Source organism: Paenibacillus sp. TAF43_2 (assembly GCF_052113545.1).
In the GTDB taxonomy this organism is placed as follows: Bacteria; Bacillota; Bacilli; order Paenibacillales; family Paenibacillaceae; genus Pristimantibacillus.
This window is the reverse complement of the sequence record NZ_JBFRDK010000005.1, coordinates 13,990-32,097: the sequence shown is the minus strand read 5'-3', so window position 1 is coordinate 32,097 and position 18,108 is coordinate 13,990. Positions and strand designations below refer to the sequence as shown.

At 46.3% G+C, this 18,108-nt stretch carries 15 protein-coding genes; all 15 read left to right on the top strand.

What is annotated here, in order from left to right; all coding sequences use genetic code 11:
• Window positions 1-144 precede the first annotated feature (144 nt).
• The 15 genes from AB4Z17_RS02235 (at window position 145) to AB4Z17_RS02165 (ending at window position 18,092) form a co-directional block, all read left to right on the top strand.
• Window positions 145-345: a hypothetical protein gene (locus AB4Z17_RS02235; protein ID WP_076267366.1), complete on the top strand. Its 201-nt coding sequence runs from the start codon at window positions 145-147 to the stop codon at window positions 343-345.
• Entirely contained in the window at window positions 329-1,204 is an 876-nt protein-coding gene (locus AB4Z17_RS02230) for a glycosyltransferase family 2 protein (protein ID WP_441957905.1), read from the top strand. The genes AB4Z17_RS02235 and AB4Z17_RS02230 overlap by 17 nt, the downstream gene beginning before the upstream one ends.
• On the top strand, window positions 1,180-1,872 hold the full coding sequence (locus AB4Z17_RS02225) for a glycosyltransferase family 2 protein (RefSeq protein ID WP_441957903.1): 693 nt from the start codon (window positions 1,180-1,182) through the stop codon (window positions 1,870-1,872). Before AB4Z17_RS02230 ends, AB4Z17_RS02225 begins: the two co-directional genes overlap by 25 nt.
• Window positions 1,873-1,878: 6 nt before the next feature.
• On the top strand, window positions 1,879-3,000 hold the full coding sequence (locus AB4Z17_RS02220; RefSeq protein ID WP_441957901.1) for a glycosyltransferase: 1,122 nt from the start codon (window positions 1,879-1,881) through the stop codon (window positions 2,998-3,000).
• A gap of 16 nt (window positions 3,001-3,016) precedes the next feature.
• Window positions 3,017-4,075, top strand: a complete 1,059-nt coding sequence (locus AB4Z17_RS02215) for a polysaccharide pyruvyl transferase family protein (protein WP_441957900.1) — start codon at window positions 3,017-3,019, stop codon at window positions 4,073-4,075.
• 265 nt (window positions 4,076-4,340) lie between these two features.
• Window positions 4,341-6,221 (top strand): molecular chaperone HtpG, encoded by a 1,881-nt coding sequence (htpG, locus tag AB4Z17_RS02210; RefSeq protein WP_441957899.1) that lies wholly within the window; start codon window positions 4,341-4,343, stop codon window positions 6,219-6,221.
• 296 nt (window positions 6,222-6,517) lie between these two features.
• The gene (locus AB4Z17_RS02205) at window positions 6,518-8,338 is read left to right on the top strand and encodes a sensor histidine kinase (protein WP_441957898.1); all 1,821 of its coding nucleotides are present in this window, start codon (window positions 6,518-6,520) and stop codon (window positions 8,336-8,338) included.
• On the top strand, window positions 8,335-9,912 hold the full coding sequence (locus tag AB4Z17_RS02200; protein WP_441957896.1) for a response regulator transcription factor: 1,578 nt from the start codon (window positions 8,335-8,337) through the stop codon (window positions 9,910-9,912). The genes AB4Z17_RS02205 and AB4Z17_RS02200 overlap by 4 nt, the downstream gene beginning before the upstream one ends.
• Before the next feature lie 191 nt (window positions 9,913-10,103).
• Window positions 10,104-11,390: an ABC transporter substrate-binding protein gene (locus tag AB4Z17_RS02195; RefSeq protein WP_441957894.1), complete on the top strand. Its 1,287-nt coding sequence runs from the start codon at window positions 10,104-10,106 to the stop codon at window positions 11,388-11,390.
• A gap of 67 nt (window positions 11,391-11,457) precedes the next feature.
• Window positions 11,458-12,324, top strand: coding sequence for a carbohydrate ABC transporter permease (locus AB4Z17_RS02190; protein WP_083681827.1), 867 nt, complete (start codon window positions 11,458-11,460; stop codon window positions 12,322-12,324).
• Between the two features lie 9 nt (window positions 12,325-12,333).
• Window positions 12,334-13,164, top strand: a complete 831-nt coding sequence (locus AB4Z17_RS02185) for a carbohydrate ABC transporter permease (RefSeq protein ID WP_339205068.1) — start codon at window positions 12,334-12,336, stop codon at window positions 13,162-13,164.
• 36 nt (window positions 13,165-13,200) lie between these two features.
• Window positions 13,201-13,980, top strand: coding sequence for an SDR family NAD(P)-dependent oxidoreductase (locus tag AB4Z17_RS02180; RefSeq protein WP_441957892.1), 780 nt, complete (start codon window positions 13,201-13,203; stop codon window positions 13,978-13,980).
• Window positions 13,981-14,029: 49 nt separating this feature from the next.
• Complete coding sequence (locus AB4Z17_RS02175; protein WP_441957890.1) at window positions 14,030-15,376, top strand: family 4 glycosyl hydrolase; 1,347 nt, start codon at window positions 14,030-14,032, stop codon at window positions 15,374-15,376.
• A gap of 14 nt (window positions 15,377-15,390) precedes the next feature.
• Window positions 15,391-16,368, top strand: a complete 978-nt coding sequence (locus AB4Z17_RS02170; protein WP_441957888.1) for an aldose 1-epimerase — start codon at window positions 15,391-15,393, stop codon at window positions 16,366-16,368.
• A 2-nt stretch (window positions 16,369-16,370) separates the two neighbouring features.
• Entirely contained in the window at window positions 16,371-18,092 is a 1,722-nt protein-coding gene (locus AB4Z17_RS02165; protein ID WP_441957886.1) for a dihydroxy-acid dehydratase, read from the top strand.
• Window positions 18,093-18,108 lie beyond the last annotated feature (16 nt).

The following is an 18,108-nucleotide window of genomic DNA, read 5'->3' as shown; positions in this document are numbered from 1 at the left end:
CCTTCGAACTCACTGATAAAGTGGGAAAGAGGGCTTCTCTTTTTTTTGCCTATTCTATGAAAATTTTTTCAAAATAGTCGTATGCCGTTCTCTCTATTAATCTAGCGAATAGGATGAGGGTATCATACGGTAGGAGTTGATTAGGTGTCATTTTATTTTAAGCTGCGCACGTACCTAGGGAGAGATGTAGAAGTTATTCTCTCTAATGGGGATGTGGTTGCAGGTGTGCTGCTGACGGTGGGCTTCTCGTACATTGTGGTTCGAACCTTGAGTGTACCTGGATACGGTGGGACGGAAGATGTGTTGATACGTTTGCGGGTCATCGAATATGTCCGGATTTTATAGGAATGGCTGTACGGATGACGGAAGAAGGCGTGACTATGTCGAGCGATTGATCGCAGATAAGGATGTGCTGCCTCCTTTACGAAAAGGAAGAGATTTCTCCCAAGCAGGCAATCGGCGCGGGGTTCACCAGCGCTTGTCAGTGATTATACCCGTTCAAAACGAGGAACGGACAATAGGGCGTGTCATTCAAGAGGCTATATTGCTGTCGCCAGCTGAAATTATCGTAGTTGTAAATGGCTGCAATGATCGTACAGAGAGTATTGCTAGAGAGCTTGGCGCGTCGGTCATAGTTTTTCAGGAGCCGCTCGGAACGGATGTTGGCAGAGCTATTGGCGCATATGCAGCCACTGGCGATGCGCTGCTGTTTGTGGATGGTGATTTTCATATCCCTTGGAAGGAGCTTGCTCCTTTTCCTAATGCGTTGCTAAGGGAATGTGATTTGGCTATTAATAAGCTGGATCACCACCTCAGCATGCGCGTGCCTTGGAGTGCCGTGACAACGCTGAAAATAGCACTGAATATGGCAGTTGGCCGCGAGGATCTGGCGAATGCTTCACTCGTGCATGTTCCATTTGCGCTGAATAGGCGGGCGCTTGATGTCATTCAATGGTCCATTTTATTATGTCCGCCGAAAGCTTATGCGCTGGGACTGCTCGGGGGGTTAACCGTCAAACCCGTTCACTGCGTAGAAGTTGATCGCTTAAACCGTTATCGTCCGAGCAAACACAGCAATGCCGGAGGAGACCATTCCATTGCAACGATGCAAATAATAGGGGATCATTTTGAGGCTTTGCATGCCATTTACAGGAGAGAGGGCAAGAAAGGAGAGATAGGATGCAGCGGGAATTTGGAAAAGTAAGTATCGTTATTGCAAATTATAATCGTGCAGCATATCTCATTGAATGTTTGGACAGCTTGATGAGTCAAACGTATTTGAATAAAGAAATCATCATTGTAGATGACGCATCGACCGATAGGTCGCTGGATGTTATCGAGGCTTGGTGCGAAGCAAACGGAGTAGCGGGTACAGAATCTATAGTACTCGTTAGACTTCCTAGAAATATTGGTTTTTCTGGAGCCGTTACGACGGGTTTCTTCCACGCTCGCGGACAATATATCGCGGTACAAGATGCGGACGATTTCTCTCATCCGCAGCGTTTAGAGAAACAAGTAGCGTATCTCCAAAGCCATGCAGAGGCTGCACTGGTAGGAACGAGCTATGCTAGCTTTGATGAGGCCGAGAAGAGGCAGTATGTTCAGGAAAAATGGCTGCGTTTCGGTGACGATATTCTTAATGTTTACCGCAGCGGCGGTCACTGTGTTTGCCATGGTACGATCATGTTTCGCGGCGATGCTTTTGACCAGATTGGCGGATTGAGCCGCCGAATTGTCGGGGCGGAGGATTATGAGTTCATCGTTAAATTTTTGAATAACAAAGCTCGTATTGAAAATATTCCTGAAATTCTTTATTACTATCGTCTGCATGCGAGCCAACGATCATTGGCTTTTTATGCGAAAAAGGAGTGAGGTGAAATGGCAGGCTCGCCGTTATCCGTCTTAATGGCTCTGGACAGTGTGGATGCCGGCGGTACGGAAACACATGTATTAAGTCTAGCAAAAGCACTAATAAAAATAGGTCAAAGAGTGAGTATAGTTGCCGCGGACGGCCCTATGCGGTTTCGGTTTGAGGATGCCGGGTGCCATGTATATTTGTTTGAATTCCAGCCAGCTGGAGCGTCAGTTCAAACGGAGCGAATCGTTAGGCTGCAGGAAATTATGCGAAGCGAGAAAGTGGATTGCGTTCATGTGCATCAGACTCCATCAGGTCTATTTACGGCAAAGGCAGCTAATCTATTAGGAATTCCGTCTATATTTACCGTTCATGGCACCTATTATCCGCAAACTGCTCTAAAATCGCTGCTTGTTTACTCGGAATCGGTCATCTGTGTAAGTGATCCTCTTCAAAGCTACATCACGCGGTTTGGCTTTCCGTCTATCGTTGTCCCGAATGGCATCGATCTAGCGGAGTTTTATCCATCCAGCGGCGCAAAGCTTCGCTCAGACTTAGGTATTTCTGAAGATGCAATTGTACTTATGTATGCTAGCCGCTTGGCTTGGGGAAAGGCAACAGCATGTGATGTCCTGCTGCGGGCGATGAAGGATCTTTATCGTTATGGGTGGGATAAGCTTGAGCTTGTCGTTGTCGGGGATGGCCCTAAATATAATGCAATTTCAGAACTTGCGGAATTCATTCAGGTGGAAATCGGAAGACGGTTCATTCATATGGTTGGAAAACAATCTCAAATGCGAGAGTATTACAATGCTTCAGATATCGTTGTCGGTACGGGACGCGTTGCGCTGGAGGCAATGGCTTGCGAGAAGCCAGTGCTTGCCATTGGCAACCATGGCTATTTTGGCTGGGTGGAGCCGAGCAATTATGAGCAGGCTTGGCTTAACTATTTTGGAGACCACGGTTCGTCTGCCGCTTATTCCCGTTATTTGTTTGCAAGCGAGATTGCAGATGGATGCCGCAGGCTGGAGGGGCTGCGCGCTAATGGAATAGAGGGAAGACGTTGGGTGGAACGTGAGTTTCATATCGATCAATCCATTGATCAAATTATGAGCGTGTATCGTTCAGCAATTGGAGAGATTTAATGAAGGGCGGTACGGAGTGAAAAGAATTTTGTATGTAGGCTGGTTAGGGTTTAGCAATGTTGGCGATGAGTTAATGTGGCTGTTGTTTCGCGACCTGTGCAGAGCTTATCTGCCTGAGAAAAAATATGATGTCATTCCGTCAATACCTGGGGTAGATATTCGGAACTCGGGTCCGTATGATGTTGTCGTGCTCGGCGGCGGCTCGCTGCTCATTCCAGGTTATATCGATGTTGCTTATCAAGCGGCTAGGAACCATAAAAAAGTAATGATTTGGGGCAGCGGTCATGACAGACAGGAGTTTCCTGTATTTGATGCCTCGGGGAAGGTCGCAGCCCATTTGGCCTACACCGATGAGAACCTGGCAACTAATGAGAAATTAGCTGAGCTAGTGAAGATGTCAAAGTATTGCGGCGTCCGAGGTCCATTGTCCTATCAGTTTCTCGAGGATTCTGGCGTCAGAATGGAGCAGGCGATCATAAGCGGTGACCCGGCATTTCTGCTGCCTGCACCGTCGCCACGCAAGAATGGGCAGGCTAGCAGAACGATTGGTGTGAACTGGGGAACTGCTTATAATCGAATATTCGGCGGCAATGAGGAAAAGGTAGAGCAGCAATTGGTAGAGGCGCTGCGTATATTAATATCGCAGGGCTATCGCATCAATATTTTCTCCGTTTGGGGTCCTGATAGAGAAGCTTGCAAGCGTCTATATTCGAAGCTGGGAAACCAGACGAATGTGGATCTTGATTTGGAGCTGTACCATCATGAGGATTTGATGGAGAAGCTTAAGTCCTATGCGCTGACGATCAATTTCAAATTGCATGCTAGTTACCTGTCAGCAGCGGCAGGGGTGCCGTTCGTAAGCCTTGGATATCGATTCAAATGCATAGACTTTGGCTGTTCGGTGGATCTTCAGGATTATGTGCTCTCCACCGGCGATACGGCACTTGGCGAAAGCATTCTGGACAGAGCAGCCAAAATTGAAAAAGAAACGGATATGATTCGCGAAAAGTTTTATTCGCATCAGAGCCGTTATCGCAAGCTGCTGAAAAAGCCATTTCAAGAACAACTGTTTTAAGGAAATAGCTGCAACAGCGTAAGAGGAGCTGCCCGAAGGTTTATTACCTTTCGGGGAAGCTCTTTTTTTAATAGACAAAGGATGGATATTATAGGAAGAAGGTTGACATCGAAAAATAGTTTATGATATATAAAAAGAAGGATTGGCACTCAAAGAGTTTGAGTGCTAAAATATAAGGTAGCGGTTTAATAAACGTTGAACAAGCCTTCCTGTTGCGTTACCTTTAGGCTTACTAATTATTGATGAATGGAAAGGGGATCTATCCATGTCCAAAAAACAGTTCAAAGCAGAATCGAAACGATTGCTGGAAATGATGATTAATTCCATTTATACGCAGCGCGAGATTTTTTTGAGAGAGCTGATCTCGAATGCCAGCGATGCGATCGACAAGCTATATTACAGAGCGCTAACTGATGACCAAATGGTATTTAACAAAGAGGATTATTATGTTAAAGTCGTTGCCGACAAGGCAAAACGAACATTAACGATCACCGATACAGGGATTGGCATGACGAAGGAAGAGCTGGAGAATAACCTTGGCGTTATTGCGAAGAGCGGCTCTTTTGCCTTTAAGAAGGAAAATGAGCTTAAGGATGGACATAACATTATCGGTCAATTCGGCGTAGGCTTCTACTCTGCATTTATGGTGGCGGATGTGGTTACCGTTGTGACCAAAGCTCTTGGCAGCGATGAGGCGTTCAAATGGGAATCAACTGGCGCCGACGGTTATACAATTGAGTCATGCGAGAAGGACTCCGTTGGTACGGAAATTGTACTTAATATTAAGGAAAATACCGAAGATGATCAATACGATGAGTACTTGGAAGAGTACCGTTTGAAGTCGATCATCAAAAAATATTCTGATTTTATTCGATACCCAATTAAGATGGATGTCAAAGGCCAAYGGCCTAAAGCAGATGCGGAAAACGAGTTTGAGGAATATCAAGAAGAGCAAACCGTTAACAGCATGGTGCCGATCTGGCGTAAAAATAAAAATGAGCTGACATCGGAAGATTATGATCAGTTTTATTTTGAAAAACGTTACGGCTTCGACAAACCGATCAAGCATCTTCATATTAGTGCGGATGGCGCTGTTGTGTACAATGCGATTTTGTATATTCCAGAGAGCACACCTTTCGATTATTATACGAAGGAATATGAGAAGGGGCTGGAGCTTTATTCAAATGGCGTTCTAATTATGGATAAATGCTCAGACCTGCTGCCGGATTATTTCAGCTTCGTTAAAGGTATGGTTGATTCGGAGGATCTATCGCTCAACATTTCACGTGAAATGCTGCAGCATGACCGTCAGCTGAAGCTGATTGCGAAAAACATCAACAGCAAGATCAAGAGCGCGCTGCTTGGCATATTGAAGGATGACAGAGAGAAGTATGAGTCGTTCTACAAAGCATTCGGCAGACAGCTGAAATTCGGCGTATACAACGATTACGGCGTGAACAAAGAAGTGCTTCAAGACCTGCTTATGTTCCACTCTTCGAAAGAGAAGAAGCTAGTTACACTGGACGAGTATGTGTCAAGAATGAGCGAGGATCAAAAGTACATTTATTATGCTTCCGGTGAATCGATTGAGCGGATTGATAGACTTCCGCAAACCGAGCTGGTAACGGATAAAGGCTTTGAAATTTTGTACTTCACGGACGATATTGATGAATTTGCTATCAAGATGGTTGCGAAGTATAAGGATAAGGAATTCAAGTCGGTATCAAGCGGCGATCTTGGTATTGAAGAGGACGAGAAGGACAAGGAAACGGCCGAAGAGCAGGATGCCAATAAAGAGCTTTTCGAGCAGATGAAAGAAATTCTTAACGATAAAGTAAAAAGCGTAAAAGCTTCAAAACGCCTTAAAACACACCCTGTGTGCTTATCCACAGAAGGCGAAGTAACGATTGAAATGGAAAAAATCTTGAATGCGATGCCGAACAGCCAAGACGTAAAAGCAGACAAGGTGCTCGAAATTAACGTGAACCATGAAATTTTCCAATCGTTGAAGGATGCTGCTGGGAAGGATAAAGTGAAGCTGGCTCTTTATACAAGCCTGCTTTACAACCAAGCGCTTCTCATCGAAGGTTTGCCAATTCAAGATCCAGTTGCGTTTACGAACGATATTTGCAAAGTAATGGTTTAATAGAGCAAGCGACAAGCAAGCGTAAAAAGCCCGTACGGGGTCATTCCCGTACGGGCTTTTTTTCTACGATAGAAAATTATGGATGCTGATCATAGCTACCGATAAAATTACACGAGGCGCGTGGTGTGTTTGCGGAAATATAATAAATCATGGTATTGATTATTATTCCGGATATAATAGCACTACAAGATAAGAAATAATTGAATAAGAATGCAGAAACAAATAAATAAACAAATAAATAAATAAACAATATTCATTGTATGAATAAATGTGAAGCCGCAGAGGAGGGTTTATAGATGATACGGATAAAACGCCGGCTGAACTTAATTACGCTTATTTTGCTGCTCATGTGTATTATTATTGTTCCGGTTCTTATCCAAGGTTATATGTTGGGCAAAGGAGCGGTTCAGCAAGTGGAGACACTATATGATAAATCGGTTTCGAGCAATATGGAGTCGCTCTCCATCAGTTTGGACTTTTATGTGAACCATATTGAGGATTATATTCGCACCTTGTCGCAGGATCAGGAATTACAGAGGCTGTTAAGTCGAAATAATAACGCTCCCATAAATGAACATGCGGTCAGAGACCGGCTGAAGTCGTTCACTGCTGCGTATCGGTTAAGAGTGCCCTTATACGTACAAATTATTAACGATCAAGGGGAAGTATTCAGCAATAGCGTTTTGCATGACACAGAAGTTGAACGGTTAAAGCAAGTGGTGCAGCAGTTTAATTGGCCTTCCGAGAGGATACCTTATGATAACAACATCATGTATCGCAATGTGGGCCCCAATTTTCACGACCTCTCGGAGGGGCAGAACGCATTTTATTTCACTAAAAATATTGTACATGGCAATTCGGCGTTAGGCCTCTTGAACGTAGAGGTCAACGAGAGTTTATTTCAGCGGCTGCTGCGCAAAATTCAACTGAACAGCTCAACCCTTGCATTCATAAGTCAGGAAGACGGCGAATTGCTTATTTCTAGCGAAGATGATGACGACCGCCTGAAGGAGCTATCCAGACAGGCGATATCGAAGGCGAAGGTGGACGGCGGGGGATATGAAAGCTTTTTGATTCAGTGGAACGGCCAAAGCTACTTTTGCTCCATCCAAAACATTCCCTTCTTAAGATGGTATTTAATTGCGTTAACGCCGGAAGAGCTTTTGGCAAGTCCCACTAAGCAATTGTGGAGCCATACGCTCACGGTAACCGTGTCGTCCATTCTTTTGATTTCACTTATCCTGTATATATTCACAAGAAAAGCGATGATACCCGTGCTGAATTTATCGAGGATGGTTCGGAAAATACGCTTTAATGACACTGGGCAGGGGCAGGATGTCATTGGAAATTTTCAATACAAAGGCTTGGAGGAAATCGAAATTTTATTCTCGGGCATTCAGCAAATGCTAAGCCGGATTAATGAACAGATTGAGCGAATTAAAACGGATGAACGAGAAAAGTCGAGCCTGGAGCTCAATCTCTTGCTGTCCCAGATCAAGCCTCATTTCCTGCATAATTCGATTAATTCGATCCGTTGGATGGCGGAAATGAAGGGCGAGAAGATGATTGCCCAGACCCTTGTTAATTTAAGCAGCATGCTGAACTATACACTAAGCAAATCACGAACCATATGGAGCACGGTCGGCGAGGAAATGGATTATGTCAGAAGCTATATTGCGTTTCAGGAAAAACGGATGTTCATCAAAATTGAAACGATATGGGATGTGCCGCATGAGGTGCAGGGTGCAAGAATATTGAAGCTGACGCTGCAGCCGATTGTCGAGAATGCAATCATGCATGGATTTACTAATCTTGATGGAATTACGCCACAGCTGACGATTACTTGCGCGATGGAAGGGGAGCAGGTACGGGTGGAGGTTATAGATAACGGAGTCGGAATTGAAGAAGGCTCCATTGCCGGTATGCTGATAACGGATTCCAATGAGTACGAGGATGAGGAACGAACCTCGGGGATCGGGCTTAAAAATGTGCATCGTCGCTTGCAGCTGGAGTATGGCGAGAGGTATGGCATCGAAATTCGAAGTGCAGTGGGTAAAGGGACGAACGTAACGCTTACCTTTCCCTATATCGATCATAATGGAGGAGATTCGGAATGAAAGTGATGATTATTGAAGACGATATGCTAGTTAGAATGGGGATCAAATCATTAATTCCTTGGTCTGAAATGGGGCTGGAGGTCGTCTGCGAAGCTAGAGACGGAGTTGAAGCTGTTGAGCTGTATGAGAGATTTCTGCCGGACATCGCACTTGTGGATATTCTGCTTCCCAGAATGAATGGGCTTGATTTTATTGAGAAGGTAAAGCCCTTAAATCCGGACGGGGAATTTGTTATTTTGACCTGCAATCAAGATTTCGAAACGGTTCGCAAATCGCTGCGCCTGGGCGTTCATGATTTCATCGTAAAATCAACGATGGAAATTGAAGAGCTTCAGCTTATTTTGAAGCAGCTGACAGCGAAGATGAAGGCCAAGCTGCTGGAGCATCATTTTCAGGAAGAAGGGACGCCGGAAGCGGGTTCAAGATTCGTTCGTAAAGCCAGCTTATTAAGAGATTGGCTGCACGGCTTGTATAACAGTGAAGAGACAGAAGCGTTTGCCGAGAAGCTGGGAGAGTATAAATATTTTCTGCAAAAGGGAGAATATGAGGCATGGGTTGTGGCGTTAGATCCTTCTCAGGATGAATCCAAATTAACTTCCCAAGAAATCGTTAAAATAGGCCATTCGATTGACCATATGGCTGTTGAACTTTACCGCAGCAGGCTAATTGGGTTCGTGGAAAACATAAATGATAACCGATGGCATGTATTGGTAAGCAGCACGAATAGCTCGGATATCGACCCGAAGCTGTTGATCGACTCGGTTTCGCAGTATCTGGGCCATGCTCTATCCATTGCTGTGAGTAAAAGGTTTACAGACTGGCGGGAGTGGACCGTGTATGATCGTCGTTTTGCTAGCGACCTGCTAAGCCTCAAATATTTTTGTGAAAATGACCACCTGTTTCAGGGCGAGCTGCCTGAAGCAACGCTTTCCGATGCCGTGTTTATTTGGAAAAAGGCGATAATGAACAAACTGTCCAGCTTTCAATACGAGCAGGCAGGAGATCTGCTGGCAAACCTCAAGCAGGTCGTCGGCCCGCCATATCCCAAACCAAACCTGCTGCAAAATGTACTGGAGGATATTTTATTTCAGCTGAAGCAAATTTGCGAAATGTCGGGACGGCGACCATCGGAGACTTATTTCCAAAGATCTGAGCTGCTGGACTGCGTTTCATTAACGCAAGCGGTGCATTTGTTATACAACGCTATCCATGTGCTGCAGGAACCGGCATTCAAAGAGAAGAACGGCCATGAAAGAAAGAAGTTTGTTGAAGCCACCGAAATGTTTATTCAAGAGCACAGGTTTGATGAAATTAGTTTAAATGCCATCGCAATGCATCTTAAAGTAAGCCCTGTATATCTCAGCAGAATATATAAGGAAGAGAAAGGGATTTCTTTCAGCACCGCTGTATTGACAGCCAAGGTGGAGCAGGCCGAAACGATGATCCGCAGCGGAATGACCTTAACTGAGGTTTCGGACAAGCTGGGCTACTTAAACTTAAGCTCGTTTACCCGCATGTTTAAGAAAATTAAGGGGATTGCACCCTCACATTATGCAGATGCTGAAAAGAATTAAAAGATGTTAACTGCGGCTTGAAAAATGATAAATGGTATCCTCTTCGGATATAAAGTGATAAATCAAATGGTTGGCTTAGGAGATTCATCTGCTTATGGAAAGCTTCTATACTAGGAAGCAAGACATCAACTAACGAAAGAAGGAAGGTTTCCATGAGAATGAGAAGATGGTCTGTTTTAAGTATAGCTTTAATGATGCTGGTTACAATGTCGCTTTCTGCATGTTCCAAGAATGAAAATGAAAGCGCTTCTACAGGTGGGGAAGGACAGGAGAAGGTCAATATTGTTTTCTGGAATTCAGGGTTTGCGACTATTGATGAGAATAACAAAGCGAAGAAAAAAGAAGACTTCTACATTTCTCAGGCCGTTGCAAGGTATGAGAAGGCCCATCCCAATGTGAAGATTGATGTGCAGGATGTTCCTTCCGGAGATGAGCTGTTTGCTAAATTCCAAACGGCCAGCATTGCTAAGAACGGTCCTGATTTAACGGTACTCTGGTCGGGTTCCTATATGCTTCGGTTTAAGCAATTTTTAGAGCCGATGGATAGTTACTTTTCAGGTGAAGAAAGATCCAGAATCGTTGGATGGAGCGCAACAACGGAAGACTTTACGGCTGATGGCAAAGCCTATGGCGTTCCATTTGGGACAGACGGAACTTTTCTTCTAGCGTATAACAAGAAAATTTTTGCGGATGCCGGAATCGATCCCATTGCCCAGCGCCCGAAAAATTTTCAAGAGTTTGTGGCTATGCTGGAGAAAGTGAAGACGAAGGATATTACGCCGCTTGGTTTGTTTAAAGACAGCTTCCTTCATGTACCGGACTATTGGATTGCTCAAACGGTGGATATTCCGGGTCTCGACAGCTTGGTCAAAGGCACAACCAATTTCTCCGATCCTAAGCTGGTGAATGTCATGAAGGGCTGGCGCGAGCTGTTCGAGAAAAACTTGGTCATTGCCGATGATTCCGTTCGACAACTGTTTATTCAAGAGCAGCTCGGCATGACGGTTGGAGCAAATGCGGACATCTTGAACTTCAGCAAGGAGATGGGCGACAAGGTCGGCTTTATGAAAATTCCAGACTTCAGCGAGGATGTCAAAATCCACGATGGCGGTCCTGGCGGGGTGGGCGCTGCATTTGTGGTGACGAACTACTCGGAGCACAAGAAAGAAACGGCTGATTTCGTCAAATTCCTGATGAGCAAGGAAGAGCAAATCAACAAAATTAAGTCGGGCGAAGCACGTATTACAGTCGTCAACGATGTGGATGTGAACGAGTACGTATCCGATCCGCTAGTGAAAACGATGCAGGATATGGCCAATGAACCTAGCACTATTTTCTGGCCAGACAATGTTTACCCAGCGGAGCTGACAAGCGAGATGATGTCGCTGCAATCCCTGGTTTCCAGCGGGAAAATGACGRCAGAGGAATTTATGAAAAAAATCGACCAGAAACGCGATTCGCTTCTAAAAAATAAATAGGCGGTTAAGGAGCGGCCTTCATAGGAAAGGAGGCCGCTTCAACCAAAAGGCAAGGAGGAATAGAAGGATGGGTCTCAAGCAAGAACGATGGGTAGGTTTGTTCTCCTTGCTGCCGGCTTTTCTGTTGCTAGCTGTATTCGTAGGTTATCCCATGTTCAACACTTTTTTTCATAGCTTTACGGAATGGGATGGGGTCACTTCTACGTTTGTTGGCTGGGATAATTTTAAGACGATCCTTAGTAATGGCGATTTGCCGCTTATGCTGCGTAACAACTTAATCTTTTTATTATCGGTACCGGGCATCTTGTTCATATCGCTTACGGTATCGGTTCTGCTGCATGAGGAGGTTCCGGGGTGGCGCTTGTTTCGTTCGGTGTATTACTTGCCGGCGATCCTCTCCTCGGTCGTTATCGGTTTTTTGGCAAAATCCATGTTTACGAATAAAGGGATTGTGAATACGCTTCTGGAAAATGCCGGACTTGGCGCGTTTACGACGGATTGGCTGAATACGGTGCCGACCGAATTTATGATCTTGATTTTATGTTTTTACTGGCAGACGCTAGGCCAAGGAACGCTCATTTTTTTATCGGGGCTATCTTCGATCTCCAATGAATTGTTTGATGCGGCCAAAATAGACGGAGCCAATTGGCGTCAGCGATTAATGTACATCGTCATACCGTCGTTATATCCAGCGATATTTTACTTTACGATCGTCAATGTTATTTACGTTTTTGTCGGGCTGTTTGGCCTTGTTTATTCGATCACAGGCGGCGGGCCCGGTTACGAGACAACACCAATCGATTATATGATTTATATTCAAGCTTTCCGAAGCGGAAATATGGGCTATGCGAGCGCGCTATCGGTATTCTTGTTCTTCATTGTTATGTTCATTACCTGGATTCAGTTGAAAATATCCAAGCGCTTGGAGCAATAGGAGGACATTATGAAAACAGCCTCTAGAAGAATGGTCAGATTTCTGATTTTTATTGTGCTCGCTGTCATTGCCTTTATGGCGATGTATCCGTTGTTCTACATGGCTATCAGCAGTATGAAGCCGACGATAGAATATATCAAACATCCGATGGGTCTTCCAAAAACCTGGTATTTTGATAACTTCATCGCACTCATTTATCGCTTCTCTCTTGTTCGGTTGTTTGGCAATACGCTTGTCTACGTGGGACTTAGCTTAGTTGCTTCCCTAGCCTTGTCTATTCCGGCAGCCTATGCTTTTGCCAAATTAAAATTCAAATACCGCAACGGATTTTATATTATTATGATCGCTACGATGACCATACCGGGTATTACTTTTATCATTCCAAACTATTTGTTGATGTCAAAGATCGGCTGGACCGACCATATCATATCCGTGGTGACCATCTGGTCTGTCTCGGCTATTCCGAGCACGGTCTTCTTACTCACTTCACTAATGAGAGCCATGCCCGATGAAGTGCTCGAAGCGATAAAAATAGACGGTGCCAAATATCATCAGGCGATGTTCAAAGTAATTTTGCCCATGAGCTTGCCGGGCGTGGTCACGGTTTCGATCTTCAATGCGACGAACTGGTGGAACGATTTGTTAACCCCGCTCATCTATTTGCAATCGGATGGCTTAAAGACCGTAACCGTTGCGGTGGCGACTGTGCTCAATCGGTTCAGCTCAGACTACCCGCTGTTATTGTCAGGGCTGTTGCTTGCTTCGCTGCCGCCCATTGCGATTTATATTATTTTTCAAAGCTATATTCGTAAAGGGCTGGTTATTGGAGCTGTTAAATAAACGATATCGAATGAGGATAGGAAAGGATGTCATCACATGAGTACGAAGCAAGGACGGCTCTTTTCAAAAGTAGCGATTATTACAGGAGCGGCATCAGGAATCGGTAAAGGAACGGCGCTGCTCTTTGCTGAAGAAGGCGCGAGCCTTATCCTGGTCGACATCAACGAGGAAAAATTAAACGAGGTAGCTGCCGAAATTCGCMAAATGGGCGGAAGCTGCGAGATCGTATGCGGCAGCGTGGGCCTGATGAAGACGGCTGAAGATGCGGTGGCAAGCGCGGTCTACGCTTACGGCGGGCTAGATATCGTTTTTAACAATGCGGGCATTATGCCTGTTGGCGATATTTTGGATTATGAGGAAGAAACTTGGGATGAAGTGCTGCAGGTTAACTTAAAGTCGATGTTCTTAATGTGTAAAAAGGCGATTCCCGAAATGCTCAAGAGAAATGGCGGTTCCATCATTAATACATCTTCTGTCATGGCCTCCTTAACGGAGCCTGGCTATACTGCTTATTCTGCTTCCAAAGCAGGCATTATTGGTTTAACCAAAGAGATTGCCGTCTCCTATGCCGAGAAAGGCATCCGCTGCAATTCGATTTCGCCAGGCTGGGTGGAGACCGACATGAACGTCCGTCTCGCCGAAAGCATGGGCGGAATGGATAAATTGTACCCGATCATCAAGCAGCAGCAGCCGCTCGGAAGAATGGCAACGACGCGCGAGGTCGCGTATGCAGTGTTATTTCTGGCCTCTGACGAATCGGTCGTCGTTAATGGCTCTAATCTAAGCATTGACGGAGCAGCATCGGCTGCGATTTGATAACAAGCCCTCAATCAAAATCATTCACTCTCATATGGAGGTTATACCTATGGCTAAAATTAGTATTATCGGAGCAGGCTCTGCGATGTTCTCCCTCAGCCTAATCAAGGACATCTGCTTGACGCCTTCTCTTGAAGGCAGTGTCGTCAGCTTTATGGATATAGATGAGCAGAGATTGGAAAGCGCATATTCCCTTTGCGAACGCTACGCCAAAGAAGCTAATATCCATCTGGTGCTGGAGAAGACGACGGATCGTAGAGAATCGCTACGCGGTGCTGACTTCGTCGTGCTTGCTGCGCTGGTCGGAGGCCATCAGCGTTTGAAGGACGGATGGGATATTGCCCGGAAGCACGGTTATCGGTTTGGCGGGAGCCTGCATGTGATGCATGACGAAGGCTTCTGGATTAATTTCGATCAGCTGCGCCTGATGGAATCGGTTATGCTGGATATTTTGGAAATTTGTCCGGACGCTTGGTATATGCTCGTGTCCAACCCGGTCATGGCGGGCGTAACCTACTTGCAGCGCAAGTATCCACAAGCCAAGCTGGCAGGCTTCTGCCATGGTTCTAACGGGGTAAAAGCTGTGGCTGAGGTGATCGGACTTGACCCGAATCATATTACGTATGAGATTCCAGGCGTGAATCACTTTATTTGGCTGACCGAGTTCCGATACAAAGGGGAAAATGCATTTCCTATTTTGGATCGTTGGATCGAAGAAAAATCGGCTGCTTACATCGAGAACTGCGCTACCTGCGACTGGTTAGGTCCCAAAGCGCTTGATCTCTATAAGAAATTCGGCGTATTTCCCATTGGCGATACGGGAAATCCGGGTGGTGGCTCTTGGCCGGCTTGGCACCATGCGGATCAAGAGACGGAGCATCTCTATAAGGAAGACCCTGAGGCTTGGTGGCGGGATCTTTACTTCGCGGGAGGTGCAGCTGGCGTAGAGAGAATCCGGAAGGTTTCCGAAAATACGACAGAAGCAGTGATGGATCATTTCCCGCCGGTGCATTCGTCAGAACCGATGATTCCTTTTATTGAAGCGATAGCATGTGATGTGCCTAGAGTGATGATCCTTAATATATTGAATGACAGCAACTACGTGCCGGGCATCCCGCTCGATTTTCAGGTAGAAATTCCTTGTTACGTCAGTGGAATCGGCGTTCAAGGCATTAAGACCAAAGGCTTGCCTAAGCCTCTGATTAACTTTGCGCTTCGCGATCGTGTCGCACCCGTAGAGATTGAGCTGCAGGCCTATGATAGCGGGAACTTTGAAGATCTTGTCCAGTTAATTATGATGGATCCGTGGACCCGTTCCGAGAAACAGGCTCGTGCGCTGCTGGATGATATTCTTGAACTGCCCAGCCTTGCTGCGATGAGACAGCACTTTAATTAAGGAGGCAGGCAGAATTGGCTATCGAACAGTTTGAGCTTTATGGGGAAACGGCAATAAGGGTACAGAATGAGGAGCTGGCGTTCACGCTGGTACCGGCTTGGGGAAGCAACCTATTATCCTTGCGATTAAAAAATAAAGATCTTGAATTGCTGCGATTTCCGGAAAGTCAGGAGAAGTACAAGGCAGATCCTATCTTGTATGGCCTGCCGATCCTCTTTCCTCCCAATCGCATTGCCGATGGCAGGTTTGCATTTAATGGCAGGGACTATCAGTTTGATATTAATGATGCTGCTGAACACAATCATACCCATGGCTTATTATTTGATGCGCCATGGAAGCTTTTACGGGCAGAGGCAGAGGGAGAGAGGGTCGTACTGGAGACGATTATTCATTCCGATGAGCATGAAGCGATTTTAGCTCGGTTTCCACATTTATTTAGTATTCAAATGAGTTACATCTTGGAGCGGACAACGCTCACGATTAAAGCGACAATCAGCAGCCGGGATGCCTCGCCATTTCCTTGGGGACTCGGCTACCATACGACGTTTAATTATCCGTTTGATCCCTCAGGGGATCTGGCGCAGTGCCGATTTTCTCTGAATGCGGATAAGCAGTGGGTGCTGGACGAACGTTTCTTGCCAACAGGCGAGCTTGTCGCTATTCCTTATTTGGAGGAGCTGCGTAAGGGGAAAAGCCTAGTCGAGCACGCGCTGGACGATGCGTTTCAGACAGCGGGAACGGGAGCCAATGAAGCGGTGCTAACCGATCTGAATTCCGGCATTCGCGTTGTGTACAGCGCGGACGAGCAATTTAAGCATTGGGTGGTCTACAACCATGATGCACGGCAGGGTTATCTGTGCCCAGAGCCTTATACCTGGATAACGAATGCACCAAACTTGCAGCTTCCGCAGGAGCTGACGGGCTTCCGTGTTCTTCAGCCTGGCGAGCAAGTGACAACAACAACGCGAATACGGATTGAAGAGGTGATTTGAGCATGTCTTTGCGCAGTGACCGATGGTTTAAACACCCGTCGAAGGAAACGCGATTCCAGCATCTGTCGGCCATGAGGGCTAATGGGCATGTTCCCGAATCATTTGTAGGCAAGCCGATTATTGGCATTTTCAACTCATGGAGTGATTTGAATAGCTGTAATGCGCCCCATAAAGAATTAGTCGAATTTGTCAAACGCGGAGTGCTGCTTGCCGGAGGATACCCGCTGGAGATGCATACAATCACGACGCCTGCTGATTTTATGAAGCCTTCCGATCTGCCTTATCGCAATTTGATGGCGATGGACGTTGAGGAATCCATTCGGGCATTGCCCATTGACGGTGCAGTGCTGCTTTGCGAATGCGATAAGACAACACCCGCCCAGCTTATGGGTGCAGCGAGCAGCAATATTCCTTCGCTGCAGCTTGCTGCCGGACACCGGGCGTCGGGTTCCTTTCGCGGGAAGAAAGTGAATTATGGGACGGATCTTTGGAAGCTGATGGATGATTACAATGCAGGCCTTCTGACAGACGAGGAATGGAGCGAGCTGGAAAAATGCATTTCATGCACGCAGGGAGGATGTCCCGTTATGGGCACCTCCTCTACGATGAAATGCCTATCAGAGATTCTCGGTATGATGCTGCCAGGCACCTCCACGATTCCGGCCACGCATGCCAGCCGTAAATGGGCAGCCGAAGAAACGGGCAAACGAATTGTTGCGATGGTTAGGGAAGAGCTGACTCCGGCTCGTCTAATGACGGAAGCTGCATTTGATAATGCCATCAAGCTGCTTGCAGCGCTTGGCGGCTCTACCAATGCGGTTATCCACTTGACTGCAATTGCAGGGCGGCTCGGAATTCATATCCCTTTGAAGCGCTATGAAGAAAAATCTAAGGGCATCCCGCTTTTGGTCAATCTCCAGCCGAGCGGAGAGCATAGCATGGATGATTTTTTTGAAGCAGGCGGGCTTGGAGCGGTGATCAGCAGACTGCTGCCCGAGCTGGATGCGACTTGTCTTAGCGCGCTTGGAACAACGCTTGAAGAATGTTATCGCGATTATCCAGCCTATAAGGATACGGTTATTTATTCGGTGGCCGAGCCATTCAAATCGGAAGCGGGCATTGCCATACTAACAGGCAATCTTGCTCCTGCGGGAGCTGTTCTGAAACGAGCGGCTAGTTCCTTAATCAGTCACCGGCATAGAGGCCAAGCCATAGTATTCGATAGCTATGAAGAGATGAATGAAACCATAGATAGCGAACAGCTGGAGGTCGATGAGACCTCCGTGTTAGTCCTGCGAAACTGCGGACCGGTGGGAGCAGGGATGCCCGAATGGGGAGCGCTGCCGATTCCGAAGAAGCTGCTAAAGCAGGGAATTCGGGATATGGTACGAATCAGCGACGCCCGAATGAGCGGAACTAGCTTCGGAACGAATATTTTGCATGTTTCACCGGAAGCCCAGCTTGGAGGGCCTATCGCTGCCATTCGAAGCGGGGACTGGATTGTGGTCGATCTGGATCACGGTACGATCAGCGTAGAGCTAGCGGATGTGGAAATACGTGAGCGTCTGCGTGATTGGTCGCCTGTTCGTGCGCATAAGCGAGGGTTTATGAAGCTGCATGCGGATCATGTATTGCAAGCCGACCAAGGCTGCGACCTTGATTTTCTGCGTCCAAAATCCAAAGAGGAAGTTAAATTTATAGAACCAACCGTCGGAAGAGGCTAGTGGGAGTTAGTCATTC